The sequence below is a fragment of the Kribbella sp. NPDC050281 genome (genome assembly GCF_040655855.1).
Classification (GTDB): domain Bacteria; phylum Actinomycetota; class Actinomycetes; order Propionibacteriales; family Kribbellaceae; genus Kribbella.
In genome coordinates this window covers 33,411-58,701 of sequence record NZ_JBFAKS010000027.1, presented here as the reverse complement: position 1 = coordinate 58,701, position 25,291 = coordinate 33,411, and the positions used below count along the sequence as shown (strand labels likewise).

The window sequence follows — 25,291 nt, the reverse complement described above, 5'->3', positions numbered from 1 at the left end:
GCCAGGGACGGGCCAGGGTGGACCCGAACTGACCCCTGCCGTGGACAAGGCTTTCCGTGGGAGGGTGTTCACCGTGAAGCTCCGCCCGATGACAACCGCTGACGACGCCGCGGTGCTTGCTTTGAATGCCACCGCGGAAGGGTTGGTCGAGCCGCTCGGACCTGCCCGGCTGGACTGGCTCCGCCTGATCGCCGCTCATGCTGTCGTGGTCGAGGAGGACAGCCGCCCGGTCGGCTTCGTCCTCACCTTCACGCCGGGGTCCGCGTACGACGGTCTCGAGTTCGAGTGGTTCGCCGCGACGTACGCGGACCGGTTCCTGCTGGTCGAGCGGATCGTGGTCGCCGAGGAGCGCCGCCGCCGTGGGATCGGCACGGCGGTCTACCGCGCGATCGAGCGGGCCGCGAAGCCGTTCGACCGGGTTGTGGCCCGGGTCCGCTCCGACCCGCCCGACCCGGCCGGCCTCGGCTTCCACGCCTCCCGTGGGTACATCGAGGTGGGCAAGCAGCGCCTGCCCACCGGTGCCACCACGGCGCTGATGGCCAAAGACCTCTGATCACAGCGCCCGGACGTTGAGCAGTGCCCGCAGTGGGAGGTCGTGGCGCAATCTGGCATCGGTGAGGCCATCGACGATGCAGGCCGCACCGATCCACTGCGCGCCGCTGTCCTCCACCAACTGGCGGGCAGTGACCGCGGTCGCACCCGTATCCGCCCAGTCGTCGACCAGAAGCACTCGGTCACCAGCCCGGACCAGGTCCCGCCGGAAGCCGAACACGACGTGGCGGTCGCGGTAGTCCGGTCCCGTCGTCCGCTGCACCCACCGATCGCTGTCGGTCGCCGGCGCGGCGTTCTTCCGCATCTCCACGAACCCGACCCCAAGAGCCGCCGCCGTCAACGCGCCAACCAACGCACCACGCGAAACCGGCCCCACCACGACCGTCGGCGTCACGTCGTACAGACTCCCCAACGCCGGCCCAAGCTCCCGCAACAGCTCAGCGTCGCGCCACCACCCGGTGACGTCGGCGTAACTACTTCACACGCCCCGATCCGTCCGCCACCGAAACGCCGACCGCAACCGCAACCCCAGCTCCCTGTCCATACCCCCAGCGTGACGGCCGCCGCTTCGGCGCGCATCTGGTTTGCGGACCGCCAGGCCATCACAACGGCCGGCCTGGCCGCCTCTGCCACCGGGGACCGCCCGCCGGCCGCCGATTGTGATGGCCTGGCGGTCCGCCTGTGGACAACCTCCGACGGGGCGGGCCGGTTTCCGCGATCCTCGTCGGATGTCCCAGGTCGTTGACGTCCTCCACCGGCGCGCGGGCACTGCGACGTACGCCGAGCTTCGGGCGCTCGTCCCCGCCCGCGCCATCCGCGGTGGCCTGGCCGACGGAGCGATCCGCCGGATCGCGAAGGGGGTGTATGCCCTACCGCCTGTCCCTGACCCGCTCGCCGCAGCGCGGGCCCAGGGCGGGCTGGTGTCGCACCTGAGCGCCGCTGTTCTGCATGGCTTCTCGGTGCTCGACCTGCCGGACAAGCCCCAGGTCACGGTGCCGCGTGGCCAGCACCGCCGGTTGAGCCCGATCCAGTGTGAACTGCACTGGGCAGACGATGTCCCGTCCGAGGACCGGTGCACCGGCAAGCTCCGGACGGTGCTGGACTGCGCTCGTACGCTCCCGTTCGAGGCCGCCCTCACGGTCGCGGACTCGGCACTGCGACTCGGCGCGCTCGATCGGGCGCAGCTGCTGATCGCGGCCGCCGAGCTCGTCGGCCCCGGTTCCCGCCGGGCCCGACGAATCGCAGCCGCCGCGGATGGTCGCGCGGAGTCGCCCTTGGAGTCCGTCCTCCGGTCGATCCTGATCGAGGCGGGTATCGATGGCTTCGTACCCCAGGTCGTCGTCCGGGACGGCACCTTCTCCGCACGGATCGATCTTGGCCACCCTGGTCTGCTCATCGCACTCGAGGCGGACGGCTTCGCGTATCACAGCACGCGGACCGCGCTGACGCGTGACTGCCGCCGGCACGTCAACCTCACGCTCCGCGGTTGGCGGTTGCTCCGGTTCTCATGGGAGGACGTCATGTTCGACCGCGGCTGGGTCGTGGAGGCGATCCGGCAGGCAATGGCCGTATCGCCAGGCCATCACAACGTGCCGCAGAGCGACCTGTTCCTCCGTGATGCGGCGGCCGGGTGACAGTTGTGATGGCCTGGCGGTACGCAGCTCACACCGGCCGGCCGGCCGCGAAGGTTCGGGACACGAGGGGGACGGCGGGGCGGTAGGAGAGGTGTAGGTGGGTGGGGGCGTCGAGGACGGTGAGGTCGGCTTGGGCGCCTGGGGTGAGGTGGCCTATGTCGGTGCGGCGGAGGGACGCGGCGCCGCCGGCGGTGGCGGACCAGAGGGCTTCTTCGGGGGTCATGTGCATCTCGCGGACCGCGAGGGCGATGCAGAAGGGCATCGAAGAGGAGTAGCCCGAGCCTGGGTTGCAGTCGGTCGCGAGGGCGACGGTGACTCCGGCGTCGATGAGGCAGCGGGCATTCGGATACGGCGACCGCGTGGAGAACTCGATCGCCGGGAGGAGCCCGGCGACGACACCACTGGACGCGAGGGCCTCGACGTCCGCGTCGGTGAGGTAGGTGCAGTGGTCAGCCGCGGCAGCGCCGACCGAGCAGGCCAGCTGGACACCAGGGCCCTCGCCGAGCTGATTCGCATGCACTCGAGCCCCCAGACCGCGAGCCAGACCGGCCTCGAGGATCGCCCGGCCCTGGCCCTCGTCGAACGCCCCGCGCTCCACGAACACATCGACCCACTTCGCGTGCCCGGCAGCCGCGTCGAGCATCGGCCCGGTCACCAGCGACACATACCCCGCCGGATCGTCGGCGTACTCGGCCGGTACGACGTGCGCGCCCAGGTACGTCGTCTCGTCCGTGAACTGTCCCGCGATCTCGAGCGCCCGCGCCTCGTCCGCGACGGTCAGCCCGTACCCGGACTTGATCTCGACCGTCGTGGTCCCCTGCCGCCGCATCTCGGTGACCAGCCGGGCAACGTTCGCCGTCAACTGCTCATCGGTCGCCTGCCGGGTCGCCGCGACCGTCGTCCGGATCCCGCCGGCGGAGTACGGCGTACCTGTCATGCGGGCCGCGAACTCCTCGGCCCGGTCACCGGCGAACACCAGATGCGCATGCGAGTCGACGAACCCCGGGATCACCGCGCGCCCGCCGACGTCGATTGCGCCGTCCGCGGCCGGCGCCTCCCGCCGCGACCCGACCCACGCGATCTTGCTGCCCTCGATCACCAGCGCGGCATCCCGCATCTCGCCGAGCAAGCCACCCCGGGCAGGATCGTTGGTCACCAGCGAACTGATGCCGGTCAGCAGCAGCGAGGTCATTCCGTCACCGCCGCGATCGAGACCTCGAGCTCAGCGGCCACGTCCATCGCGGCATGCTTGCCTCCAGCAACGACAAGCCGGCCGCCGGTGATCACGTCCGTCACGTCGGCGGCCGAGGCTGCGAACACCGCCGTCTCCACGGTCCCTCCGGTGCCCGCCGTACGGGCACTGTCCAGCCGTACGGCGACCAGGTCGGCGCGCGCACCCACCTCGATCACGCCCGCGTCGGCGAACCCGAGGGACCGGTGACCATCGGTCGTCGCGGCCTTCAGCAGCTCCGACGCGGACCAATGGCCGCGCTCCCGGGAGGCGAGCCGTTCGTCCAGCTCCACCGCGCGCATCTCCTCGAACAGATCGATCACCGCGTGGCTGTCCGACCCGAGCGTCAACGGCGACCCGGCATCGCGCAGCGCCACAGACGGGCCGATGCCGTCGGCCAGGTCCCGCTCGGTGGTCGGGCAGAAGCAGGAGTACGTCGCCGAGCTGCCCAGCAGGCCGACGTCGACATCAGTCAGGTGCGTCGCGTGGACAGCACTCGTCCGGCCGCTGAGGAACCCGGCTTCGTCGAGCACCTGCGCCGGCGTCCGGCCGTACGCGTCCAGGCAGGCGGCGTTCTCCCCCACCTGCTCGGACAGATGAATATGGAGCGGTACGTCGGGGAACGCCGAGGCGACCGCGCCGAGTTGCTCCTGCGGCACGCCGCGGACGGAGTGGGCGGCCGCGCCGATCACGACGTCGTGGGATCCTGCGAGCAGTGAAACGCGGGCAGCCCAGCTCGCGGCGTCGCCGTCGCTGAAGCGCACCTGGACCGAGTTCAGCGGCTGGTCGATCCCACCGGCGATGTAGCACGTGTCCAGCAGGGTGATGCGCATGCCGACGTCGCGGGCCGCCGCGATCAGCGCCGTACCCATCGCGTTCGGATCGTCGTACCGGCGGCCGCCGGGGGCGTGGTGCAGGTAGTGGAACTCGCCGACGGCGGTGATGCCGGCGAGCAGCATCTCGCCGTACACGGCGCGCGCGAGGGCGTAGTACGACTCCGGGGTCAGCATCGACGCGACGGCGTACATCTGCTCGCGCCATGTCCAGAACGTCCCGCGCTCGGTTTGCGTCCGGCCGCGCAGCGCACGGTGGAAGGCGTGGCTGTGGCAGTTCGCGAGGCCCGGTAGGACGAGGCCGTCGAGCCTCGTCGCGTCGCCTGGGTCCGCGCCGGCCTCGACCGACGTGAAGCGTCCGTCGGCGATGGTCACCAGTACTTTGTCGGCGATGCCGCCCGGGAGCAACGCGCGAGCGCACCAGTACGACGTCACTTCGCGAGATCCCTCAGTACGGCGGCCAGGGCCTCGACGCCGGCCAGACAGTCGTCCTCTTCCGCGTACTCGGCCGGGGAGTGCGAGATGCCGGTCGGGTTCCGCACGAACAGCATCGCGGTCGGGATCCCGGCGGCCGAGAACACGCCGGCGTCGTGGCCGGCGCCGGTTGGGAGCACGGGTGCTCCGTTCAGTACGTCGACCAGGCGGTCGCGGAGGCCGGCTGGGAAGTCCACGATGGGTGAGACGGACTCGGGTGTCACGGTGAGCGTCGTACCGTCCCGCTCGGCACGTTCGGTGGCCTGTTTGGTGATTGCCGCGAGCAACGAGTTCAGGGTTGCATCGTCTGCTGCGCGGGCGTCGAGCCAGGCGGTCACCTGGGACGGTACGGCGTTCGTGCCGTTAGGCTCGACGGAAACTCGGCCGAACGTCGCGCGGGCACCCGCAAGGCGGGCCTGCTTGTTCGCGGCGAGCGCGGTCATCGCGTAGGTGAGCATCGGGTCGTGCCGGTCCTCCATCAGCGTCGTACCGGCGTGGTTGGCCTCCCCGCTGAAGGTGAACCGGTAGCGGCCGTGCGGCCAGATCGAGCTCGCTACCCCCACCGGCGCCGTCAGTCCGCGGCCCTGCTCGACGTGCAACTCGATGAACGTGCCCATCCGGTCGAGGAACGCCGATGGTCCGACCCCGGCCGGATCCGTCCCCGCCGCCTCCAATGCCTGCGCGAGAGTCACGCCGCCGCGGTCCTTCAACCCCAGCGCCTTCTCGGCAGGCAACACTCCAGCCGCTACCCGAGACCCCAGACAGGGCATCCCGAACCGCGACCCCTCCTCCTCGACGAACGCCCCCACCCCGATCGGCACCGACGGCGTGAACCCGTCCTTCCTCAACAGATCCACAGCGGCCAGCGCCGAAACCACCCCCAACGGCCCGTCAAAAGCCCCACCATCGATCACCGAATCCAAATGGCTCCCAGTCACGATGCCTGGCTGGTCGGAAGGACCCCACCAGGCGATGAGGTTGCCTACGCCGTCGGATTCGAGGGTGAGGTTGCGGGCGCCGCACTGGTCCCGGAACCAGTGCGTCGCCGTGCGTTCGGTGGGGGTCCAGCCGCCTCGGTGGTACCCGCCCGTGGACGGGTCCTTGCCGATGGCGGCCAGCGCCGCCCACATCTGTTCGAAGCTCAAGGTCAGGTCAGCGGGTTCTGCGCCAGCCAGTCCTTCGCGACCGCGTCCGCGCTCTCCTTGCCGACGTCGATCCGCTTGACCAGTTCGGTCAGGGAGTCGGTGGTGAGCTTGGCCGAGACCGCGTTCAGCGTGGCCGCGACGTCGTCGGACTTGTGGTCGGTCCGGATCAGCGGAACGACGTTGTTCGGCGGCAGGATGTTCTCCGGGTCCTCGAGCTGGACCAGTCCCTTCTCCTTGATCACCGACTGCGTGGTGAACAGATTGGTCAGCTGGATCTTGTTGTCCAGCAGCGCCTTCTGGCTCAGCGGGCCACCGGCGTCCAGCGGCAGGTACTGCTTGAACTCGACGCCGTACTTCTCCTTCAGGCCCTTCAGACCCGCGTCACGGACCTTGAACTCCGAGCTACCGCCCGCGACCATCTCCTTGCCGACCGGCTTCAGGTCGGCCAGCGACTTCAGGGAGTACTTGTCCGCGGTCGCCTTGGTGACCACGATGGTGTCCTCGTCGGTGGCCGGGGACTTGTCCAGCACCTCCAGGCCCGGGGTGACCGCCTTCTTGAGCGCGTCGTACGCCCCGTCCTCGGTGGTCTCCGTGGAGTTCTTGTCGAAGTACGCCAGCGCGGCGCCGGTGTACTCCGGCACCAGGTCGACGGAACCGTCCTTGATCGCGGCCATGTAGGTCTCGCGGTTGCCGATGTTCGGCTTCTTCTTGACCTCGATACCCTTGCCGGCCAGCGCCTGGCCGTAGATCTCGGCCAGCAGCTGGCTCTCGGAGAAGTCGGCGGAGCCGACGGTGATGCTGCTCACCTTGGACGGCGCGGGCGAGGACCCCGCGTCGTTGTCGCCGAGCTGGTCGCCCCCACCCCCACAACCGGCCAGGCCAAGCACCGCCACCCCGGCGATCGCAGTACGGATGAGTGTGGATCTCAACACGAGAGCCTCCAGTGTCTCGTCAGCCACCGGCAGGTGCCGGTGGATGTTTCGATGGGGCGGTTCATCAGATTCGTCCAGTTCATCAGATACGTCGGACAGTCAGTCGGCCTTGAGGCCGTCGGACACGGCGACCCGGCCGATCAGTGCGAAGAGTGCGTCGATGGCGATGGCGAGCAGGGCCACCAGCAGCGCACCGGTGAACATCTGCGGGAAGTCGCGGAGCTTCAGCCCGTCGACCACGTAGCGGCCGAGCCCGCCGAGCGCCACCAGCGCGGCGATCGTGGCCGTGGACACGATCTGCAGGGCGGCGCCGCGCAGACCGGAGATGATCAGCGGCATCGCGATCGGGATCTCCACCTTGGTCAGGATCTCGCGACCGGTCATCCCCATCCCCCGGGCGGCGTCGATCGTGGCCGGATCGACACCGGACAGACCGGCGTACGTCGAGGCCAGGATCGGCGGCACGCCGAGCGCCACCAGGGCGATCAGCACCGGCACGAAGCCGATCTGGTCGGTGATCAGGACCGCGAGCATCAGCAGGCCGAGGCTCGGCAGCGCGCGGGCGGCGTTGCCGAGGTTGATCGCGAGGAACGCGCCCCTGCGGGTGTGCCCGATCCGCAGCCCGATCGGCAACGCGATCACCGCGGAGATCCCGAGCGCAGCAAAGGTGTACCAGAGGTGCTCCAGAATCCGCGCCCAGATACCTTCGTTCCCGGACCAGTTGTAGGCGTCGGTCAGGTAGCCCCACATGTCAGCCCACCTCCACCGGAGTGGCGGTGATGCGTGCCCACGGCGTCAGCAGCCGTTGCGAGGTGACCAGAACCACATCGGCCACCAGGGCCAGCAGCAGCGAGAGGACCACGCCGACGACGACCGGGGTCAGGAAGTCCTTCTGGAACCCCAGGGTGAACAGCTCACCCAGGCCACCGATGCCGATCACCGCACCGATGCTGACCATCGAGATGTTCGCGACGGTGACGACGCGCAGACCGGCGAAGATCACCGGTACGGCGATCGGCAGGTCGATCGCGATCAGCCGGTGCAGCGGGCTGTACCCGACCGCGACCGCCGACTGTCTGACCTCGACCGGCACGGAGCGGAGTCCGTCGATCACGTTCCGGATCAGCAGCGAGACCGTGTAGATGGTTAGCGCGATGATGATGTTGACCGTGGATAGCACCTTGGTGCCGAGGATCGCCGGGATGACGATGAACAGCGCGATCGACGGCAGCGAGTACAGCACGCCGCCGAACGCGATCAGCGGGTTCGCCAGCCAGTTGAACCGGACCGCGATGTAGCCCAGCGGCACCGAGATCAGCAGCCCGAGGATCACCGGGACGATCGACAGGTAGATGTGCTCGCGCAACTGTTCCCAGATCAGCCCGAGGTTGTCGCCGATCCAGGTCATGGGCGTAGGGCCTCTGCGACGATCGCCTGGTCGACGACACCGATCGCGCGGCCGGCGTCGTCCACGCAGACGCCATAGCCCGACGGCGAGGTGAGGACGGCGTCGAGGGCTGCGCGCAGCGAGTCACCGCGGGTGAACACGGCACCGAGCGGCTGCATCTCGTCCGCGGTCTCGATCCGCCAGCCGACCGGCACGCCGTCGTCGTCCAGGATCAGGTCGGACGGCAACGGTTTCAGCGGCAGGTCGTCAGGGTGCACGAAGGTCAGGGCGCGGTAACCACGGTCCTGCCCGACGAATCCCCGGACGAAGTCGTCGACCGGGTTGGCCAGCAACTCGGCCGGCGGAGAGAACTGGGCGAGCTTGCCGCCGGTGCGCAGTACCGCGACGTTGTCGCCGAGCTTGATCGCCTCGTCGATGTCGTGGGTGACGAACACGATGGTCTTGCCGATGTCGCGTTGCAGCCGGAGCAGTTCCTCCTGCAGCTGGTTGCGCACGATCGGGTCGACGGCGCTGAACGGCTCGTCCATCAGCATGATCGCCGGGTCGGCCGCGAGCGCGCGGGCAACACCGACTCGTTGCTGCTGGCCACCGGACAGCTGGGTCGGATACCGCTCGGCCAGCTTGAGGTCGAGGCCGACGCGCTCCAGCAGCTCCATCGCGGTGGCGCGGGTCTTGCGTTTGTCCCAGCCGAGCAGCTTCGGCACGGTGGCGACGTTGTCCACGACCGTTTTGTGCGGGAACAGCCCCGCGTGCTGGATCACGTAGCCGATGCCGCGCCGCAGTGTCACGGCGTCCTTGCTGTTGATGTCCTCACCGTCGATCGAGATGCGCCCACCGGTGCGCTCGATCGTGCGGTTGATCATCCGCAACGACGTGGTCTTGCCGCAGCCCGAAGGCCCGACGAACACGGTGATCTGACCGCTCGGGATCCGCAGGGACAGGTTGTCAACGGCCACGGTGCCGTCCGGATACCGCTTGGTGACGTCCTCGAACTCGATCATGGCGCCCCTTCGCGCTCGTCGTCGGTCGCCCGAAAGACCCTAGCGGAACCGGAGACCGAAACCACGCGGCCGACCGGTTTCCGGTTCCCCGGGAAAGTGCACCATAACGGTAGAGAATGCCATGGTCGCACGCTGTCACATGATCCGGCTCAGGACTCCTGCATCGGAACCCTGACGCCTTGCTCGGCCGCGACCTCCGCGGCGTTGTCGTAGCCCGCGTCCACGTGCCGGATGACACCCATCGCGGGGTCGTTGGTGAGGACCCGTTCCAGCTTCTGCCGGGCCAGGTCGGTGCCGTCGGCAACCGATACCTGGCCGGCGTGGATGGACCGGCCGATGCCGACGCCGCCGCCGTGGTGGATCGACACCCAGGACGCGCCGCTGGCCACGTTCACCATTGCGTTCAGCAACGGCCAGTCCGCGATCGCGTCCGAGCCGTCGAGCATTCCTTCGGTCTCGCGGTACGGCGAGGCCACGCTGCCGGTGTCCAGGTGGTCCCGGCCGATGACGATCGGGGCCTCGAGTTCACCCGAGGCGACCATGTCGTTGAACCGGACGCCGGCCTTGTCCCGCTCGCCCTGGCCGAGCCAGCAGATCCGGGCCGGCAGACCCTGGAACGCGACCCGCTCGCCGGCCATCTTGATCCAGCGGGTCAGGTGCTCGTTGTCTCCGAACAGATCGAGGATCGCTGCGTCGGTCTTCGCGATATCGGCCGGGTTGCCCGACAGCGCCGCCCACCGGAACGGGCCCTTCCCCTCGCAGAACAACGGCCGGATGTACGCCGGCACGAAGCCGGGGAACTCGAACGCCCGGGAGAACCCGGCCTTGCGGGCCTCGTCGCGGATCGAGTTGCCGTAGTCGAAGACCTCCGCCCCCGCGTCCTGGAAGCCCACCATCGCGGCGACGTGCCGCGCCATCGAGGCCTGCGCGCGTTCGGTGAAGCCGGCCGGGTCCGTCTCCCGGGCGGCGGACCAGTCGTCGAAGTCGATCCCCACCGGCAGGTACATCAACGGGTCGTGCGCCGAGGTCTGGTCGGTGACGATGTCGATCGGCGCGCCCAGCTCGAGCAGCTCCGGCACGATCACCGCGGCGTTGCCCAGGACACCGATCGACAGCGGCCGGCGGGCCTTCTTGGCCTCCTCGGCGAGCCGCAGCGCATCCTCGAGCGAGTCGGCGCGAACGTCGAGGTACCGGTGCTCGATCCGCCGGTCGATCCGGGAGGAGTCGACGTCGATGCAGATCGCCACGCCGTCGTTCATCGTGACGGCCAGCGGCTGTGCGCCGCCCATGCCGCCGAGGCCGGCGGTCAGCGTGATGGTGCCGGCCAGCGTGCCGCCGAACTTCTTCGCCGCGACCGCGGCGAACGTCTCGTACGTGCCCTGCAGGATCCCCTGGGTGCCGATGTAGATCCACGACCCGGCCGTCATCTGCCCGTACATGGTCAGACCCAGCGCCTCGAGCCGGCGGAACTCCTCCCAGGTGGCCCAGTCGCCGACCAGGTTCGAGTTCGCGATCAGTACCCGCGGCGCCCACTCGTGCGTCTGCAGTACGCCGACCGGCCGGCCGGACTGCACCAGCATCGTCTCGTCGTCCTTCAGCGTGGTCAGCGTCCGGACCATCGCGTCGAACGAGTTCCAGTCCCGCGCCGCCTTGCCGGAACCGCCGTACACGACCAGCTCGTCGGGGTGCTCGGCGACCTCGGGGTCGAGGTTGTTCTGCAGCATCCGCAGCGCGGCCTCCTGCTGCCAGCCGCGGGCGGTCAGGGTGGTGCCGCGGGGCGCGCGCACAGGACGGGGTCCGGACATGGGTGATCCAGCCTTTCTATGACAGGGGGCCGGTGACGGTCTCGACTGCGGACAAGTAGGTGCCGTCGGCAACAAGGCGGACGGAGTGCTCGAGTTCGGGAGCGAGGTGCCGGTCGGTGCCCGGCCCGTCGACGTACTCACGCAGGGCGGCCCGGACGGCGGCGGTGGCCGGGGCCGGGGTCAGTGGTGCGCGCAGGTCGAGCGCCCGCGCGCCGGTCAGGATCTCGATCGCAAGGACCCGCTGCAGCCCGTCGATCGCCTTGCGCAGCTTGCGCGCGGCCGACCAGCCCATCGAGACGTGGTCCTCCTGCATCGCACTGCTCGGGATCGAGTCCACGCTGGCCGGTACGGCGAGCCGCTTCAGCTCGGACACGATCGCGGCCTGCGTGTACTGCGCGATCATGTGGCCGCTGTCGACGCCGGGATCGTCGGCCAGGAAGGCGTTCAGCCCATGGTTGCGCGCAACATCGAGGAAGCGATCGGTACGGCGTTCGCTGATGCCGGCGACGTCCGCCACGGCGATCGCGAGGAAGTCGAGCACGTACCCCACCGGGGCGCCGTGGAAGTTGCCGTTCGATTCGACCCGACCGTCGGGCAGGACGACCGGGTTGTCGATCGCGGCGGCGAGCTCGCGGCCGGCGACCGTGGCCGCGTGGTCGGCGGTGTCCCGGGCCGCGCCGTGCACCTGCGGCGAACACCGCAGTGAGTAGGCATCCTGGACCCGGTTGCAGTCCGGGCCGCGATGGCTGGCCACGATGGCGCTGCCGGCGAGGATGGCTCGCAGGTTGGCGGCGGCGAAGGCCTGGCCGGGGTGCGGTCGCAGCGCCTGCAGGTCCTCGGCGAACACCCGGTCGGTGCCGAGTTGCCCCTCGACGCTCATCGCGGCGGCGATGTCCGCGGTCTTGAACAGGCGGTCGAGGTCGGCCAGCGCGAGCACCAGCATGCCGAGCATGCCGTCGGTGCCGTTGATCAGCGCGAGGCCTTCCTTCTCTGCCAGCACAACCGGTGTGAGTCCGCGCGCCGCCAGGGCCTCGCCCGCCGGAAGAAGGTTGCCCTCGGCATCACGCACCGGGCCTTCGCCCATCACCGCGAGCGCGACGTGGGACAGCGGCGCGAGATCACCGGAGCAGCCCAGACTGCCGTACTCGTGGACCACCGGAGTCACGTGCGCGTTGAGAAGGCCGGCGTACGCCTGGGCGGTCTCGACCTTCACGCCGGTGCGGCCGGTGGCGAGGGTGGACAGGCGCAGCAGAGCAAGCGCCCGGACGACCTCGGTCTCGACCTCGGGTCCGGAGCCGGCCGCGTGCGACCGGACCAGGCTGCGCTGCAACTGGGCCCGCAACTCGGGCGCGATGTGCCGGGTCGCGAGCGCGCCGAAGCCGGTCGAGACTCCGTAGTGCGGAGTGTCCGCGTGGGCCAGAGCCTCGATCGCCGCACGCGACTTCGCGATCTCTTCCAGCGCCTGGTCGTCGATCCGTACCCGCGCGCCGTACCGCGCCACCGCGACCACGTCGGCGGGAGCCAGCGGTCCGGTGCCGACGATCACCTCGGCTGTGTTCTTCACCTCGTTCACCTGCTCATTGCACCGCGCGGCACCCGGAACCGACAGCAGCGCCGTACACTTTCTGTCTCGAATCTGAGACATCCATGGACCCCGCGTCCCACTAGAGTCAAGGAATGGTGTTCGAGATCCGGACGGCGAGGCCGGAGGATGCGGTAGGAATCGCCCGGGTCTGGGCCGCTGTGATGCCGCAATTGGTGATGACGCCCCGCGGGGTCGAGGCCGGGCTACGCAACACCTCGACCAGGGTCGTGCTCATCGCCGTCGACGGACCGGACGTGGTCGGCTACGGGAATGTGTACCTCCCCGGTCCTGAGCAGGACAAGCCGCGGGTCCGGATCACGGTGCACGTGCCGCCGGAGCAGCGCCGGCGGGGCATCGGTTCCGCGATGGCCGACGCGATCGGCGCCGAGGCGGCGCGCGTCGGTGCCGCGTCTCTGCTGATCGTGGTCAGCGACGACGACGCGTCGAAGGAGTTCGCGACCAAGCGCGGCTTCGTCATCGGTCGCCGGATGAGCGGTTCCAGCGCCGAACTGAGCGCCGTACCCGAGCCGTTGCCGGCGCCCGACGGTTTGCGGGTCGTCGACTACGACCAGGTGGACCCGCGGCAGATCTGGCTCGCCTCGACCGCCGTCGCCGATGGTGACCCCAGCGGCTTGTCGGACTCACCGGCGTACGACGAATGGCTTGCGGCGCAATGGGATCACCCGGACCTGCGACGCGACCTGAGTGTCGCGGTGCTGGACGGCGACACCGTCCTGTCCTTCGTGACCACCACCGCGGATCCCGAGCGGCAGGTGATCTGGTCGAACCTGACCGGCACGATCCCGTCCGCGCGCGGACGGGGGCTGGCGAAGGTGGTGAAGTCGACGGCGCTGGCGCGAGCCCGGCATGCGGGGTTCGTCACCGCGCACACCGGGAACGACGCAGGCAACGCGCCGATGCTGGCGGTGAACGAGTGGCTCGGCTACCGGGTGACGCGCACCTCCTGGACCGCGGAGAAGGCGCTGTGAACCGGCTGATCATCTCGCTGTCGTTCTTCGCCGTACTGTCGGTCGGCGTCGGGATCATGCTGTCCGGGGCCGACGAGGACATCGACTGGACGATCACCGGCGGGCTGTTCGCGCTCGCGGTCGCCGGCGAGGCAGTGCGGTTCTGGCTGAAGCGGAGCCGCGCCAGGAAGCACCAATCGTCCGGAATCTGAGACCGGGGCGGCTACGCTGCCGTTGTGAGCGGCAACGTTCCCGCCTCGACCCGCACCCTGCGGGTGCTGACGTTCCTGGCCACCCAGCCCGGTCCGGTGCCGATGGAGCGCATCGCCTCCGCGGTCGGCCTGCCGCGCTCGTCGACGTACCACTTGCTGCGGGCAATGATCGACGAAGGCTTCGTGGCGCACCTCCCGGAGGAGAAGCGGTACGGGCTCGGCGTAGCGGCGTTCGAGATCGGATCGGCGTACCTCCGCCACGATCCGCTCGAGCGGCTGGCGCGTCCGCTGCTGGTCCAGCTCGTCGCCGAGGTCGGCCAGACCGCGCACCTCGGCGTGCTGCACGGGCGCGAGCTCGTCTACCTGCTGAAAGAACAGCCGCCGCGTCCGGTCACCCTCGTCACGGACGTCGGCGTACGCCTCCCAGCCACCCTCACCGCCTCCGGCCGCGCTCTGCTCGCCGAGCTCCCGCCGGCCCAGGTCCGCGCACTCTTCCCCAACCCCGAGAGCTTCGTACGCCGGACCGATCACGGACCGCAGACCCTCACCCAGCTGCGCCGACTCCTCACGGATGAGAAACGCCAGGGCTACGCGGTCGAGGACTCCTTCATCACCCCCGGTGTCGCCTCCGTCGCCAGCGCCGCCGTCGACCACGCCGGCCACCCAGCCGCCGCCATCAGCGTCACCTTCCGCACCGACGTCGTACCGTCCTCCGAACGCCACCTCCTGGCCCACCGAGTCCGCCAGGCAGCCACAGCCCTGACCCGCCGCCTCCACGGCTGATTTCTCCGTCCAGCGCAGCGGTTCGACCGTTCGCCGATGACCGGTTGCTCCGCGACGGTGACTGCGGGTGAGATCGAAGAGAACACCTCACGTATCCGCCCAGACGAAGGTGGTCTCATGCGTCGCGTCAAGCAGTTGGTTGTTGCGGTGGCTCTGGTTGTTGTTGCGGTCAGTCCTACGGCCTCGGCCGGGGCGCCCCCGGACTGGGTTGGGAGTTGGTCGGTCGCTGTGACTCCACCGGGTACGTCGGGGATGTCGGCGACCGGGGTCACGGATACGACGTTGCGGCAGGTGGCGCACGTGTCAGTCGGGGGCTCGGAGCTGCGGCTGCGGTTGTCGAACGTCTACGGAACGTCTCCACTCGTTGTCGGCAAGGCGACCGTCACGCCGCGGGCCGACGACCTCGCCGGTACGCCGACGGTCGAGCCGAGCAAGCTGGTCCCGGTGCTGTTCGGCGGCCGCGCGTCGGTCACGATCCCGGTCGGCGCCGAGTGGGTGTCCGATCCGGTGAGCGTCGTCGTACCGGACGACACCGATCTGGTGATCAGCACCTACTTCCCAGGCCCGACCGGTCCGCTCACGCAGCATCCGGCCGGGTTCGCGACCGGCTTCTCCGCCACCGGTGACCAGACCGCCGGCGACGGATCGCAGTACCAGGCGATTCCAGGCGCGGCGCGCTACATCATCGAGGGCGTCGACGTGAAGAGCTCGGTGCGGGGCTCGGTGGTGCTGTTCGGCGACTCGATCACCGACGGCGTGGTGTCGCCGGTCGACCAGAACCTGCGCTACCCGGACCAGTTGGCCGACCGGCTGCTGGCCCAGCCGGCGTCCCGCGAACTCGGCGTCCTGAACGCCGGCATCAGCGGCAACCGCCTGCTCAGCAACGCGGGTACGGCGGGTGACTCGACGCTGGCGCGGTTCGACCGCGACGTGATCGCGCAGGCCGGCGTACGGACCGTTGTCCTGCTGGAAGGCATCAACGACATCGGCGGCAGCCGCGGGGCGACCGACCCGGCCGACCTGATCGCGGTGCACCGGCAGTTCATCCAGCGGGCGCATCAGGCCGGTTTGAAGGCGATCGGCGCGACGCTGACGCCGTACGAAGGGGCCGGCTACTACTCGCCCGAAGGTGAGGCGGATCGGCAGGCGCTGAACACCTGGATCCGGACGTCCGGTGAGTACGACGGCGTGGTCGACTTCGACAAGGCGGTGCGCGATCCCGCGGCGCCGACGAAGATGCTGCCGGCGTACGACGTCGGCGACCACCTGCACCCGAACGCCGACGGCTTCAAGGCAATGGCCGCCGCGTTCAACCTGACGCAGCTCTAGCCCGACTCGGCGGGATGCTCGACCTGGCGATCGCCCCACTGCGTCATCAGACCACGGGCGATCTCCAGGTCCTCCCGCAGCGACCGGTCGGTCAGATCGGGCGGCAACGCGGCGAACGCGTCCGCCAGCCACGGCCCGACCGCGGCTGGAGCAAGATCCTCGGGCGTCAGCCCTGCCAGCCGGATCGCCCGCACCGCGGTGACGAGTTCGCAGGCCAGCACTTCCCGGAGCGCGTCGAGAAGCTGAGCACTCAGTACGGCGGCCTGTGGCGCGAAGCTGGCATGGTGCTCGGCTCCGCGTGACAAGGTCGCCGTACCGAGAGTCGCCGGCTGCGCCGCGGACCGGACCCCGGCCAGCGCGTCGTGGGCGACGTACTCGATCATCATCACGCCCGAGCTCGCCTCCGCACCGCTGGCGAGGAACCGGCTCAGGCCGGTGTACTCCGGGTCGACCAGGTTCGCGACGCGCGACGTGGACAGGGTGGCGACGCTGTGCAGGCTGAGCCGGAGCGAGTCGAGGGCGAGGGCGATCGGCATCGCGTGCCAGTTGCCGTTGTGCAGCACGGTGTCCTCGGCCACCAGCGGGTTCTCGGCCGACGCGTTGATGTCGATCCGCAAACTGTTGCCTAGGGCATCTACGTGGTCGACGGCCGGCCCGAGCACCTGCGCGAAGGCGCGCAGGCCGAAGGGGTCCTGGATCCGGGCCGACGGGATCGGCAGGCCGTCCAGCAGCCCGCGCATCCGGCGGGCCACGCGCACCTGACCGGGTTGCGGGCGGGCCTCGTGCACGCGGACGTCGTACACCTCGGCGTTGCCCCGGAGCGCGACATGCGACAGCGCTCCGACCAGAGGTACGACGTTGATCAGCGTAGAGGCCTCGACGTACGCGAGACAGCACTCGGCCAAAGTGATCGCGTTGCTGGACAGCAGGGGCAGCGCGCTGGTGCCGTCGATGACCTCGCCGAGTGCGAGCCCGAGTTCGGCCAGCGGCCCGAGATCCCCGGTGCCGATCGCACCGCCGCGATGCAGATCCGGCAGCTCACCATCGTTGAGCAGGGCAACGATCGCGTCGGCGACGTCCGGATCGAGCCCGGACCCACCGGCCGCCAGTTGGTTGATCCGGATCAGCAGTCCGAGCCGCACCACGTCCTTTGGGTACGACGTCGTACCGGTGGTGGAATGCGATCCGAGCAAACGGGCGCCGTGCTCGGGATCCGTGGTCAGCACGTCCCGGTTGGCGCCGACCCCGGTGGTCCGCCCGTACACCGGCCGCCATCGGGCCACCTCGACAACGGCCGCCGCGGACTCACTCATCCGCTTCCGGGCGTCGTCGCTCAACCGCACGGCCGTCCGGCGCTGCGCGAGCGCGACGGCCTCCAGCGGCGTCAGCCCAGCACCCGAGAGCTCCACCGGTTCCACAGCCCCAGTCTGGGACCTGACCGCTCGATTCAGCCTGCCACTGACGGCGCTTTCTGTCTCATATTCGAGACAAAAGCCCGCCGCCTCAACGAGGCGACGGGCTGGAAAAGACCAGAGTTACTTCTTCTGGCCGTAGCGCTGCCTGAACTTCTCCACCCGGCCCTGGGTGTCCATCACGCGCTGCTGGCCCGTGTAGAACGGGTGCGTCGCGGACGAGATCTCGACGTCGACCACCGGGTAGGTGTTGCCGTCGTGCCACTCGACCGTCTCGTTGCTCTCGCGCGTCGACCCGGTGAGGAAGCTGAAGTTGCCGGACTTGTCCCGGAAGACGACCCGGCGGTAGTCGGGGTGGATGTCTTTCTTCATGCTGCCGCACTTCCTTCCAGATAAGGGGCGAACGGATCGGTCAAGGGGTGGACCGGTTCATCCGCACGAAAGAGACAACCATCCAGGCGCTCCCGTAATTCCCGGACGTCCAGACCGATGCCGGTGAAGGACAGGTACGACGCCCGGTCGCCGTGCTCGGGGTGCCACTCCAGGGCCGAGCGGGCTTGGTGCTGCTGCCCGACCGTGGACCACCGGTCCGCCGGCAGATCCGCCAGCCATGGACCCAGCACCCCGATCGCGATGTTCGTGCCGAAACTGTCCCAGCTGAGCCGGTGACGGTGCTGGGTCGCGATCCACACCGTCCCCCGGCCGCGCGCCGTACCGGCGACCAGATCCTCGAGGGCGTCGTACAGCCGCTCGGGGTGGAACGGCCTGGCCGACTGCCAGACGAAGGTCTGCACCGACCCACCCTCCAGCGGCGCACTGATCGCACCGGGCTCCGTCGATGTCGCCGCGTCCGGATCATGCAGGCGTACGCCGAGCAGCCCGGCCGGTGTGGTCCGGATGAGTAGCCGAGGGTTGACAGCCTGTACCAGCGCTCGAGCCGTCTCGTCATCGCCACTCAGTACGGCGGCGTCCGCGTATTCCACCTGACGCACGATCACCTCGGCGATCGCCCGGCCGTCCTCGGCGGCGGTCGGGATGCCGCGCTCCTGGATCAACTGCTCCCCGGTCAGGTCGCCGACCACACCGGCCGCGTCGATCGTCGTGATGATCGACACCGTGAGCAGGTCCCCGGCCGCGTCCCGAGCGATCTCAGCGGCCAGCGCCTTGGTGTCCCCGGCGCCCGGGACGGACACGATCGCGACGTCGTACCGCTCGACCGCGGCGATGCTGACCAGCAGCGGAACGAGCGAGTCGCGCATCGCGCAGGACACGCACGGGTGATCCATCCGGATCACCTCGCGGTCGATCACCCCGTCCGCGGTCCGCGCGATCCGGACGACCGACCCACCGGCCAGGTCGCTGACGTCGTACTCGACCAGCACGCCGGCCTGGCCCGCGGCGGCCAGGAGATTGCCGGCCACGGCGGCCCGGAACGGCTCGTCGATGCCCGTCAGCAGCGTCACCGGAATCATTCAGCGTCCCGTCTTGTTGAAAACGATAACCAGCCCAAATTATCCTGAGCTGCGCCGGTAGGAAAGGAACCAGTATGGCCAAGCGCAACGACCTCCGCCCGATCGTCAAGCTCCGCAGTACGGCGGGGACCGGGTTCACCTACGTCACCCGGAAGAACCGGCGGAACAACCCCGACCGCCTGGTGATGCGCAAGTACGACCCGGCGGTTCGCCAGCACGTCGACTTCCGCGAAGAGCGGTAACGACACAAACGTCAACGGCCCTCCACGAATTTCGTGGAGGGCCGTCGTGCGTTCAAGGGCCGGTCAGAGCCGGCCGTAGGCCTTCAGTGTGCTGAGTGCGCCGACGGTGAGGATGCCGCGGTACGCGAGGGTGGCGGCCTGGCTCGGCGGCTCCCAAGTGATCGCCCATCCGCCGTCCGGCTGCTGGTCGGCGATCAGGCGGTCGAGGTGGGCCTCGATCTGTGCGTCGTCGAAGAGCGGCCGCCAGACGCTGTCGGGCGTCGGCGCCAGGTGCAGCGGAGTCACGCCGTACGACGGGTCCGCCGCGTCGGCGCGGAAGTGCTGGAGCTTCGGCAGCCACTCGCGGACGCGGTCGAGGTCGACGTCGTCGGTGTGTTCCAGGAACTCCAGCGCCTCGTGCAGCCCGTGGGCGTCCTCGGGGAGAGCCTCGGCCAATTGAGCCGCGCACCACGCGCCTGCGTGTTCGCGCCACGGGTGCTCGAAGTCGAGCTTGTACAACCGCCCGACCAGGCCCGCGGTCGGGTTGACACTGGGTTGGTACGTCCATTCGGACACGTGCTCGGCGCGCGGATACCCCTCGATGGCCGGCGAGCAGAGCGAGACCGCGCCGTCGGCGGTCGCGGTCGCGGCCAGCCAGTCGACCGCGCGGCGAACCATCTCGTCGTCGCGGGCGCCGGAGGCGAGCAGGGTGTTGAACGCCACCTCCACGTCCAGCGACAGGCTGTCCGGGACCAGCTTGTCCGGCTCGAGTCCGTGGCCGAAGCCGCCGTCGGCGTTCTGATAGCCGCGCAGTGCCTCGACCACCCCTTGCGGATCGGCGTCCTCGAAGACAGCGGCGAACAGCCGATTCTCGACCAGCCGGGCCTCCCGGCGTACGAAATCACGACCAGCGGTGAAGGTGTCCATGGCTCTACCTTCCCGCAGAACCAGCCTTCGGTCTTGAACGAAACGGACATCCGCTGCCGCGTACTGACCGCGTGAGGCGGCTGTTGGAGTTCACGCCGGGGCTGTGAGGATGTCATGAGGGCCGGGTGTCGGAGCGGCCGCGGGGCGTGAGAGTGAGCGGGTGACTGTCACCTCGGACGAACGGCATCGGCTCGGAGTGATCGGTGGTCTGGCGGCGCTGTCGCTGGACGCGATGGCCTCGGTGGCCTACGGGCCGGAGGCGATCGTGCTCGTGCTCGCCCTCGGCGGTGCGACCGCGATCGGGCTGACCCTGCCGGTGACGCTGGCGATCGCCGCATTGCTGCTCGTCCTGGTCCTGTCCTACCGGCAGGTGATCGCCGCCTTCCCGAACGGCGGCGGATCGTACGGCGTCGCGAAGAAGTACCTCGGACGGCGCGCGAGCCTGGTCGCCGGGGCGTCGCTGGTGATCGACTACGTGCTGAACGTCGCCGTGTCGGTCGCGGCTGGGGTCGCCGCGTTGGTGTCCGCCGTCCCGGGACTGTACGGCTACCGGGTCTGGCTCGCGCTCGCGGTCCTGGCCCTGGTCACCGCGGTCAACCTGAAGGGCGTCGCGCACAGCGCGCGGATGTTCGTCCTGCCGACGGCCGTGTTCGTGGCGGCCATCCTGACGGTGATTCTGGCCGGTCTGCTCCGCGGCGAAGCCGCGGTCACCACCACGAGCGCGGAGCAGGCCGGTCAGATTCACACCATCGGTGTTCTCCTGCTGCTGAAGGCGTTCGCGAACGGCTGCGCGGCACTGACTGGGGTCGAGGCCATCGCGAACGCCGTCCCGAGCTTCCGCAAACCGCGGGTGATCCTGGCCCAACGGGCCGAGCTCGCACTCGGCGTTCTGCTCGCGACGATGCTGATCGGCCTCGCGGTACTGATCAAGAAGTTCGAGATCAAGCCGGTCGACGGCGTCACGGTGCTGTCCCAACTCGCCGACGCCGCGCTGGGCCACGGCTTCGGGTACTACGTCGTCCAGGCATCCACCGTGGTCCTGCTGGCGCTCGCCGCCAACACGTCGTACGGCGGACTCCCGGTGCTTGCGCAGTTGCTGGCGAAGGACCATTTCGTGCCGCATGTCTTCAAGCTGCGGGGGCAGCGGCAGGTGTACCGCTACGGGATCGGCTTCCTGACGCTGGTGTCGGCGGTGCTGCTGATCGCGGCGCGCGGCGACATGAACACCCTGGTCCCGCTGTTCGCGATCGGCGTGTTCGTCGGCTTCACGCTGTCCCAGGCCGGCATGGTCCGGCACTGGTGGCACTCGCGTCCCGCCCGCTGGCAGTTCAAGCTGGCGCTGAACGGTTTCGGCGCGATCCTGACCGGTGTGGCCGCGATCGTGGTCACGGCGTCGAAGTTCACCGAAGGCGCCTGGCTGATCGCGGTCACGCTGCCCGCGCTGGTACTGCTGATGCAGATCGTGCAGCGCAACTACCGGCGGATCGGCGAACGGCTCGAGCTCGGCCGGGTGCCGGACCTCCCCGCCGCGCGGCGGTCGCGGGTCGTCGTACCGGTCAACGGCGTCAGCAAGCTGACCCGGGAAGCGATCTCGGTGGCGTCCGGGCTCGGCCACGACGTGGTCGCCGTGCACGCCGTGAACGCGAGCGATCCGGACGACGCACGGGCGTTCAACCGGCTGATCGCCGACTGGGAGCGCTGGAGTCCCGGCGTACCGCTGGTCGCTCTGGCCGATGACCGTCGCCGGCTGACCGACGCGATCATCAAGTACGTCCGGCACACCCAGATCGACACGGTGTTCGTGCTGATCCCCGAGGTGGAACCCGAGCACCTCTGGCAACGCCTGCTGCAGAACCACCGTGGCGCCATGCTCGCCCACGCCCTCCGCCGCGACACCAACGCCGTCGTCTGCCGCATGCGCTTCCGCATCCACGACGACGATCAGGCTCTGCTCCCGCAGCACCCGACCCTGGTCACCATCAGCCGCACCAGCTGACGTGTGATCCGTACCGAAGGACAGGACGTAGTCGTCTACGTATATCCGGTCGGCCGCCTGAGCACAGCTGGCCGGCCGCCACTTGGCCGACTACTACCTGTCCTTATGTACGGATCACGGCTCGAAGCGGTAGCCCATGCCTGGTTCGGTGAGGAGGTGTTTCGGCCGGGCCGGGTCGGCTTCGAGTTTGCGGCGGAGCTGGCCCATGTAGAAGCGCAGGTTGCCGCTCGCGTTCTCGTACCCGGGGCCCCAGACCTCGGTCAGGAGCTGGCGTTGCGACATCAGCTTGCCGGGGTGCCGGACCAGGACCTCGAGCAGGTGCCACTCGGTCGGGGTGAGCCGGATGTCCTCACCGGTCTCCAGGGTGACGCGCTTCGCGGACAGGTCGACCCGGATCCCGCCGACGGTCACCACCGGCTCGTCCTGGGCGATGTTGCTGCGCCGCAGTACGGCGCGCATCCGGGCCAGCAACTCGTCGATCCCGAACGGCTTGGTCACGTAGTCGTCCGCGCCGGCGTCCAGCGCCTCGACCTTGTCCGTGCTGTCGGTCCGGCCGGACAGCACCAGGATCGGCGCCTCGGTCCAGCCACGCAGGCCGCGAATCACGTCGACGCCGTCGAAGTCCGGCAACCCCAGGTCGAGGATGACCAGTTCCGGCGGGTGCTGCGCCGCCACCTTCAAAGCCGCCGTACCGCTGCCGGCCAGGTGCACCTCGTAGCCGCGGGCCTTCAGGTTGATCTGCAGCGCCCGCACGATCTGCGGTTCGTCGTCGACAACAAGCACCCTGGTCATAAGGCCTCCGGCTCGGAGCGTTCGCGCGATCCGGGGATCGGCGCGTCGGCCGGCCGCAGGTTCGCGGTCGGGATCGAGACCACCATCGTCAGCCCACCACCCGGAGTGTCCTCGGGCTGCAGGGTGCCGTGCATCGCCTCGGCGAGGCCACGCGCCAGCGCCAGCCCGAGACCGACGCCGACCGTGTTGTCAGTGTCGCCCAGTCGCTGGAACGGCGCGAACACGCGATCCCGGTCCTCGCGCGGGATGCCCGGTCCGCGGTCGATCACCCGGATCTCGACCGTGTCGCCCAGGGCACTGCCGGTGATCAACGGCGCGCGGCCGACCGGCGAGTGCCGGATCGCGTTGGCGAGCAGGTTCGCGACGACCCGCTCCAGCAGCGCCGGGTCGGCCTCTACCAGAGGCAACGTGTGCGGGATGTCGACGGTGACCTTCTCGCTCTGGTCACCGAGCTCGGCCAGTACGCCGGGCACAATCTCGTCCAGCGCCATCGGCCGGGTGAAGACGGGCAGTACGCCGGCCTGCAAGCGACTGAGGTCGAGCAGGTTGTCCACCAGACGCGACAGGCGGTCCAGCGACTCGTCCGCCGTCTCCAGCAGTTCGGCCCGCTCCGACTCGCTCCAGTCGACATCGTCACTGCGCAGGCTCGTCACGGACGCCTTCGCCGAGGCCAGCGGGGAGCGAAGATCATGGCCGACCGCGCGCAGCAGCGCCGTACGGAGCTTGTCCGCCTCGGCCAGCGGCTTGGCCTCGGCGGCCGCCGCGCTCAACCTGGCCCGGTCGACCAGGGCGGCCGCGTGGGCCGCGAACGCACCGACCAGGCGGCGTTCGTCCGCCGCGAGCTGCCGGCCCTGCAGCACCAGGACCAGGTCGTCCCGCCCCGGGATCTCAGCGTCACCGTCCTCGGGTCGGCGACACGTCGGCGTACCAGCCGAGGCGATCGGCCGCCAGACCTCGGTCAGCTCGTCGTCGTCGACCCGCTCCATCAGGCAGGCGCTCGTCATCCCGAAGGCCTCCCGGACCCGCTCCAGCAGCGCCGGCAGCGCGGTCTCACCGCGCAGCACGGACCCGGCCAAGGTCGCCAGGGTCTCCGACTCGGCTGCCGCCCGGGCTGCCTGTCTGGTCCGGCGGGCGGCCCGGTCGACGACCGAGCTCACCATCGCCGCGACCAGCACGAAGATCGCCAGCGCGAGCACGTTGTTCAGCTCGGCGATCGTGAATGTGCGGGTCGGCGGCGTGAAGAAGTAGTTCAGTACGACGGTCCCACCGACAGCGGTCACCATGGCCGGCCACAACCCACCGACCAGCGCGACCACGATCACAGCCAGCAGGAACGCGAGCACGTTGCTGGTCAGGTTGAGACTGTCCCCGCCGAACCCGAGCAGCAGGGCCAGCAGCGGCGGCAGTACGACGGCCAGCACGAACCCTTCGACCTTGCGCCGGGTGGACAGGCTGCCGCGCAACCGGGGCAGCCGGCCACGGCCCATCTGCGAGTGGGTGACGATGTGAACGTCGATGTCGCCGGAGTCACGGATCGTCGACGTACCGATCCCTGGACCGGTCAGCGCGCCGAACCGGGACCGGCGGCTGCCGCCGAGCACCAGCTGGGTCGCGTTCTCGGCCCGGGCGAAGGTCAGCAGCGCGGCCGGCACGTCGTCGCCGACGACCTGGTGGTACGTACCACCGAGGCTCTCGACCAGAATGCGTTGCTCGGCGAGGCGCTTCGGGTCGGCGCCGGTCAGCCCGTCGGAGCGGGCGACGTGAACGGCGAGCAGGTCTCCACCGGAGGACCGGGCGGCAATGCGGGCGGCACGCCGGATCAGGGTCCCACCCTCGGGGCCGCCGGTGAGGGCGACCACGACACGTTCCCGGGCTTCCCAGGTCGAGTCGATGTCATGCTGGGCACGGTACTGCTGCAGGCCCACGTCCACCCGGTCGGCGAGCCACAACAGTGCGAGTTCGCGCAGGGCGGACAGATTACCGACCCGGAAGTAGTTGCCCAGGGCAGCATCGATCTTGTCCGCCGAGTAGACGTTGCCGTGGGCCATCCGGCGGCGAAGGGCCTCCGGAGTCATGTCGACGAGCTCGATCTGGTCGGCGGCCCGGACCACCCGGTCCGGGACCGTCTCCTGCTGTGGTACGCCGGTGATCTTCTCGACCACGTCGTTGATCGACTCGAGGTGCTGGATGTTGACCGCCGAGATCACATCGATCCCGGCGGCCAGGATCTCGTCGATGTCCTGCCAGCGCTTCTCGTTGCGGCTGCCCGGCACGTTGGTGTGCGCCAGTTCGTCGACCAGCGCCACCTCCGGCCGCCGGGCCAGCACCGCGTCGAGGTCCATCTCGGTGAAACTGGCGCCGCGGTAGTCGATGATCCGCCGCGGCACGATCTCCAGTCCTTCGAGCATCTCCGCGGTGTGCTCGCGGCCGTGGGTCTCGACGAATCCGACCACGACGTCCGTGCCCCGGGTCAGCCGGCGCTGACCCTCGCCCAGCATCTTGTAGGACTTCCCGACGCCGGGCGCGGCACCCAGGTAGATCCGCAGATGCCCACGGCCGCTCTTACTCATACTTCGACT

At 69.6% G+C, this 25,291-nt stretch carries 24 protein-coding genes; 8 read left to right on the top strand and 16 right to left on the bottom strand.

The genetic code is table 11. From position 1 onward, the window contains the following. The first annotated feature begins 88 nt into the window (after nt 1-88). Nucleotides 89-553 carry a GNAT family N-acetyltransferase gene (locus AB0I34_RS26960; RefSeq protein WP_360450037.1) on the top strand — a complete coding sequence of 155 codons (465 nt, stop codon included), beginning with the start codon at nt 89-91 and terminating at the stop codon, nt 551-553. Here the strand turns inward: AB0I34_RS26960 and AB0I34_RS26955 are convergent, their stop codons facing one another. Continuing rightward, nucleotides 554-985: a phosphoribosyltransferase family protein gene (locus AB0I34_RS26955; protein WP_360450034.1), complete on the bottom strand. Its 432-nt coding sequence runs from the start codon at nt 983-985 to the stop codon at nt 554-556. Nucleotides 986-1,280: 295 nt separating this feature from the next. Here AB0I34_RS26955 and AB0I34_RS26950 point away from each other — a divergent pair, with 295 nt between their 5' ends. Then, nucleotides 1,281-2,186 (top strand): DUF559 domain-containing protein, encoded by a 906-nt coding sequence (locus AB0I34_RS26950; protein WP_360450032.1) that lies wholly within the window; start codon nt 1,281-1,283, stop codon nt 2,184-2,186. 28 nt (nt 2,187-2,214) lie between these two features. Here the strand turns inward: AB0I34_RS26950 and hutI are convergent, their stop codons facing one another. The 9 genes from hutI to hutH all read right to left on the bottom strand — a co-directional run bounded on the left by hutI (nt 2,215) and on the right by hutH (nt 12,588). Then, entirely contained in the window at nt 2,215-3,378 is a 1,164-nt protein-coding gene (gene hutI, locus AB0I34_RS26945) for an imidazolonepropionase (RefSeq protein ID WP_360450029.1), read from the bottom strand. Continuing rightward, entirely contained in the window at nt 3,375-4,685 is a 1,311-nt protein-coding gene (locus AB0I34_RS26940) for a formimidoylglutamate deiminase (protein ID WP_360450026.1), read from the bottom strand. The genes hutI and AB0I34_RS26940 overlap by 4 nt, the downstream gene beginning before the upstream one ends. Next, complete coding sequence (locus tag AB0I34_RS26935; RefSeq protein WP_360450023.1) at nt 4,682-5,869, bottom strand: allantoate amidohydrolase; 1,188 nt, start codon at nt 5,867-5,869, stop codon at nt 4,682-4,684. The genes AB0I34_RS26940 and AB0I34_RS26935 overlap by 4 nt, the downstream gene beginning before the upstream one ends. A gap of 2 nt (nt 5,870-5,871) precedes the next feature. Beyond that, on the bottom strand, nt 5,872-6,801 hold the full coding sequence (locus tag AB0I34_RS26930; protein ID WP_360450021.1) for an ABC transporter substrate-binding protein: 930 nt from the start codon (nt 6,799-6,801) through the stop codon (nt 5,872-5,874). Nucleotides 6,802-6,900: 99 nt separating this feature from the next. After that, a complete protein-coding gene (locus tag AB0I34_RS26925; protein WP_360450019.1) occupies nt 6,901-7,551 on the bottom strand; it encodes an ABC transporter permease in 651 nt (216 codons plus the stop codon). Between the two features lies 1 nt (nt 7,552). Then, nucleotides 7,553-8,209 (bottom strand): ABC transporter permease, encoded by a 657-nt coding sequence (locus AB0I34_RS26920; protein WP_360450017.1) that lies wholly within the window; start codon nt 8,207-8,209, stop codon nt 7,553-7,555. Then, complete coding sequence (locus AB0I34_RS26915; protein ID WP_360450014.1) at nt 8,206-9,210, bottom strand: ABC transporter ATP-binding protein; 1,005 nt, start codon at nt 9,208-9,210, stop codon at nt 8,206-8,208. The genes AB0I34_RS26920 and AB0I34_RS26915 overlap by 4 nt, the downstream gene beginning before the upstream one ends. 149 nt (nt 9,211-9,359) lie before the next feature. Further along, nucleotides 9,360-11,015, bottom strand: coding sequence for a urocanate hydratase (gene hutU / locus AB0I34_RS26910; RefSeq protein WP_360450012.1), 1,656 nt, complete (start codon nt 11,013-11,015; stop codon nt 9,360-9,362). A gap of 16 nt (nt 11,016-11,031) precedes the next feature. Then, on the bottom strand, nt 11,032-12,588 hold the full coding sequence (gene hutH, locus AB0I34_RS26905; protein WP_360450009.1) for a histidine ammonia-lyase: 1,557 nt from the start codon (nt 12,586-12,588) through the stop codon (nt 11,032-11,034). A 104-nt stretch (nt 12,589-12,692) separates the two neighbouring features. Between hutH and AB0I34_RS26900 the strand changes: the two genes are divergently transcribed. From AB0I34_RS26900 to AB0I34_RS26885, 4 genes are all read left to right on the top strand, one after another. Then, entirely contained in the window at nt 12,693-13,589 is an 897-nt protein-coding gene (locus AB0I34_RS26900) for a GNAT family N-acetyltransferase (RefSeq protein WP_360450007.1), read from the top strand. Further along, nucleotides 13,586-13,780 carry a hypothetical protein gene (locus AB0I34_RS26895; RefSeq protein ID WP_360450004.1) on the top strand — a complete coding sequence of 65 codons (195 nt, stop codon included), beginning with the start codon at nt 13,586-13,588 and terminating at the stop codon, nt 13,778-13,780. Before AB0I34_RS26900 ends, AB0I34_RS26895 begins: the two co-directional genes overlap by 4 nt. Nucleotides 13,781-13,804: 24 nt before the next feature. After that, nucleotides 13,805-14,563, top strand: coding sequence for an IclR family transcriptional regulator (locus AB0I34_RS26890; RefSeq protein WP_360450002.1), 759 nt, complete (start codon nt 13,805-13,807; stop codon nt 14,561-14,563). Between the two features lie 117 nt (nt 14,564-14,680). Next, nucleotides 14,681-15,892 (top strand): SGNH/GDSL hydrolase family protein, encoded by a 1,212-nt coding sequence (locus AB0I34_RS26885; protein WP_360449999.1) that lies wholly within the window; start codon nt 14,681-14,683, stop codon nt 15,890-15,892. Here AB0I34_RS26885 and AB0I34_RS26880 read toward each other — a convergent pair. From AB0I34_RS26880 to AB0I34_RS26870, 3 genes are all read right to left on the bottom strand, one after another. Beyond that, a complete protein-coding gene (locus tag AB0I34_RS26880) occupies nt 15,889-17,310 on the bottom strand; it encodes an aromatic amino acid lyase (RefSeq protein ID WP_360449996.1) in 1,422 nt (473 codons plus the stop codon). The two genes, AB0I34_RS26885 and AB0I34_RS26880, sit on opposite strands and share 4 nt — an antisense overlap. 117 nt (nt 17,311-17,427) lie before the next feature. After that, a complete protein-coding gene (locus tag AB0I34_RS26875) occupies nt 17,428-17,676 on the bottom strand; it encodes a type B 50S ribosomal protein L31 (protein ID WP_360449994.1) in 249 nt (82 codons plus the stop codon). Next, entirely contained in the window at nt 17,673-18,776 is a 1,104-nt protein-coding gene (locus AB0I34_RS26870; RefSeq protein ID WP_360449991.1) for a GTP-binding protein, read from the bottom strand. Before AB0I34_RS26870 ends, AB0I34_RS26875 begins: the two co-directional genes overlap by 4 nt. Nucleotides 18,777-18,850: 74 nt before the next feature. Here AB0I34_RS26870 and rpmG point away from each other — a divergent pair, with 74 nt between their 5' ends. Continuing rightward, the gene (rpmG, locus tag AB0I34_RS26865; RefSeq protein ID WP_360449989.1) at nt 18,851-19,018 is read left to right on the top strand and encodes a 50S ribosomal protein L33; all 168 of its coding nucleotides are present in this window, start codon (nt 18,851-18,853) and stop codon (nt 19,016-19,018) included. A gap of 63 nt (nt 19,019-19,081) precedes the next feature. Here rpmG and AB0I34_RS26860 read toward each other — a convergent pair whose 3' ends face one another. Then, on the bottom strand, nt 19,082-19,924 hold the full coding sequence (locus tag AB0I34_RS26860; protein ID WP_360449986.1) for a hypothetical protein: 843 nt from the start codon (nt 19,922-19,924) through the stop codon (nt 19,082-19,084). A 160-nt stretch (nt 19,925-20,084) separates the two neighbouring features. On the opposite strand from AB0I34_RS26860, the gene AB0I34_RS26855 reads away from it, so the two are divergent. Beyond that, nucleotides 20,085-21,920 carry an APC family permease gene (locus tag AB0I34_RS26855; protein WP_360449984.1) on the top strand — a complete coding sequence of 612 codons (1,836 nt, stop codon included), beginning with the start codon at nt 20,085-20,087 and terminating at the stop codon, nt 21,918-21,920. A 114-nt stretch (nt 21,921-22,034) separates the two neighbouring features. On the opposite strand, the gene AB0I34_RS26850 is transcribed toward AB0I34_RS26855, so the two are convergent. Further along, nucleotides 22,035-22,712 (bottom strand): response regulator, encoded by a 678-nt coding sequence (locus AB0I34_RS26850; protein WP_360449982.1) that lies wholly within the window; start codon nt 22,710-22,712, stop codon nt 22,035-22,037. Further along, nucleotides 22,709-25,282, bottom strand: a complete 2,574-nt coding sequence (locus tag AB0I34_RS26845) for a DUF4118 domain-containing protein (protein ID WP_360449979.1) — start codon at nt 25,280-25,282, stop codon at nt 22,709-22,711. The genes AB0I34_RS26850 and AB0I34_RS26845 overlap by 4 nt, the downstream gene beginning before the upstream one ends. Nucleotides 25,283-25,291: the final 9 nt, after the last annotated feature.

What these genes read in the sequence shown, in the direction of transcription:
- AB0I34_RS26960 (WP_360450037.1), top strand. Translation starts at nt 89, where the DNA reads ATGACAACCGCTGACGACGCCGCGGTGCTTGCTTTGAATGCCACCGCG.
- AB0I34_RS26870 (WP_360449991.1), bottom strand. Translation starts at nt 18,776, where the DNA reads ATGATTCCGGTGACGCTGCTGACGGGCATCGACGAGCCGTTCCGGGCC.
- AB0I34_RS26920 (WP_360450017.1), bottom strand. Translation starts at nt 8,209, where the DNA reads ATGACCTGGATCGGCGACAACCTCGGGCTGATCTGGGAACAGTTGCGC.
- AB0I34_RS26900 (WP_360450007.1), top strand. Translation starts at nt 12,693, where the DNA reads ATGGTGTTCGAGATCCGGACGGCGAGGCCGGAGGATGCGGTAGGAATC.
- AB0I34_RS26950 (WP_360450032.1), top strand. Translation starts at nt 1,281, where the DNA reads ATGTCCCAGGTCGTTGACGTCCTCCACCGGCGCGCGGGCACTGCGACG.
- AB0I34_RS26860 (WP_360449986.1), bottom strand. Translation starts at nt 19,924, where the DNA reads ATGGACACCTTCACCGCTGGTCGTGATTTCGTACGCCGGGAGGCCCGG.
- AB0I34_RS26925 (WP_360450019.1), bottom strand. Translation starts at nt 7,551, where the DNA reads ATGTGGGGCTACCTGACCGACGCCTACAACTGGTCCGGGAACGAAGGT.
- AB0I34_RS26850 (WP_360449982.1), bottom strand. Translation starts at nt 22,712, where the DNA reads ATGACCAGGGTGCTTGTTGTCGACGACGAACCGCAGATCGTGCGGGCG.
- AB0I34_RS26915 (WP_360450014.1), bottom strand. Translation starts at nt 9,210, where the DNA reads ATGATCGAGTTCGAGGACGTCACCAAGCGGTATCCGGACGGCACCGTG.
- hutU (WP_360450012.1), bottom strand. Translation starts at nt 11,015, where the DNA reads ATGTCCGGACCCCGTCCTGTGCGCGCGCCCCGCGGCACCACCCTGACC.
- AB0I34_RS26845 (WP_360449979.1), bottom strand. Translation starts at nt 25,282, where the DNA reads ATGAGTAAGAGCGGCCGTGGGCATCTGCGGATCTACCTGGGTGCCGCG.
- AB0I34_RS26875 (WP_360449994.1), bottom strand. Translation starts at nt 17,676, where the DNA reads ATGAAGAAAGACATCCACCCCGACTACCGCCGGGTCGTCTTCCGGGAC.
- hutI (WP_360450029.1), bottom strand. Translation starts at nt 3,378, where the DNA reads ATGACCTCGCTGCTGCTGACCGGCATCAGTTCGCTGGTGACCAACGAT.
- AB0I34_RS26885 (WP_360449999.1), top strand. Translation starts at nt 14,681, where the DNA reads ATGCGTCGCGTCAAGCAGTTGGTTGTTGCGGTGGCTCTGGTTGTTGTT.
- rpmG (WP_360449989.1), top strand. Translation starts at nt 18,851, where the DNA reads ATGGCCAAGCGCAACGACCTCCGCCCGATCGTCAAGCTCCGCAGTACG.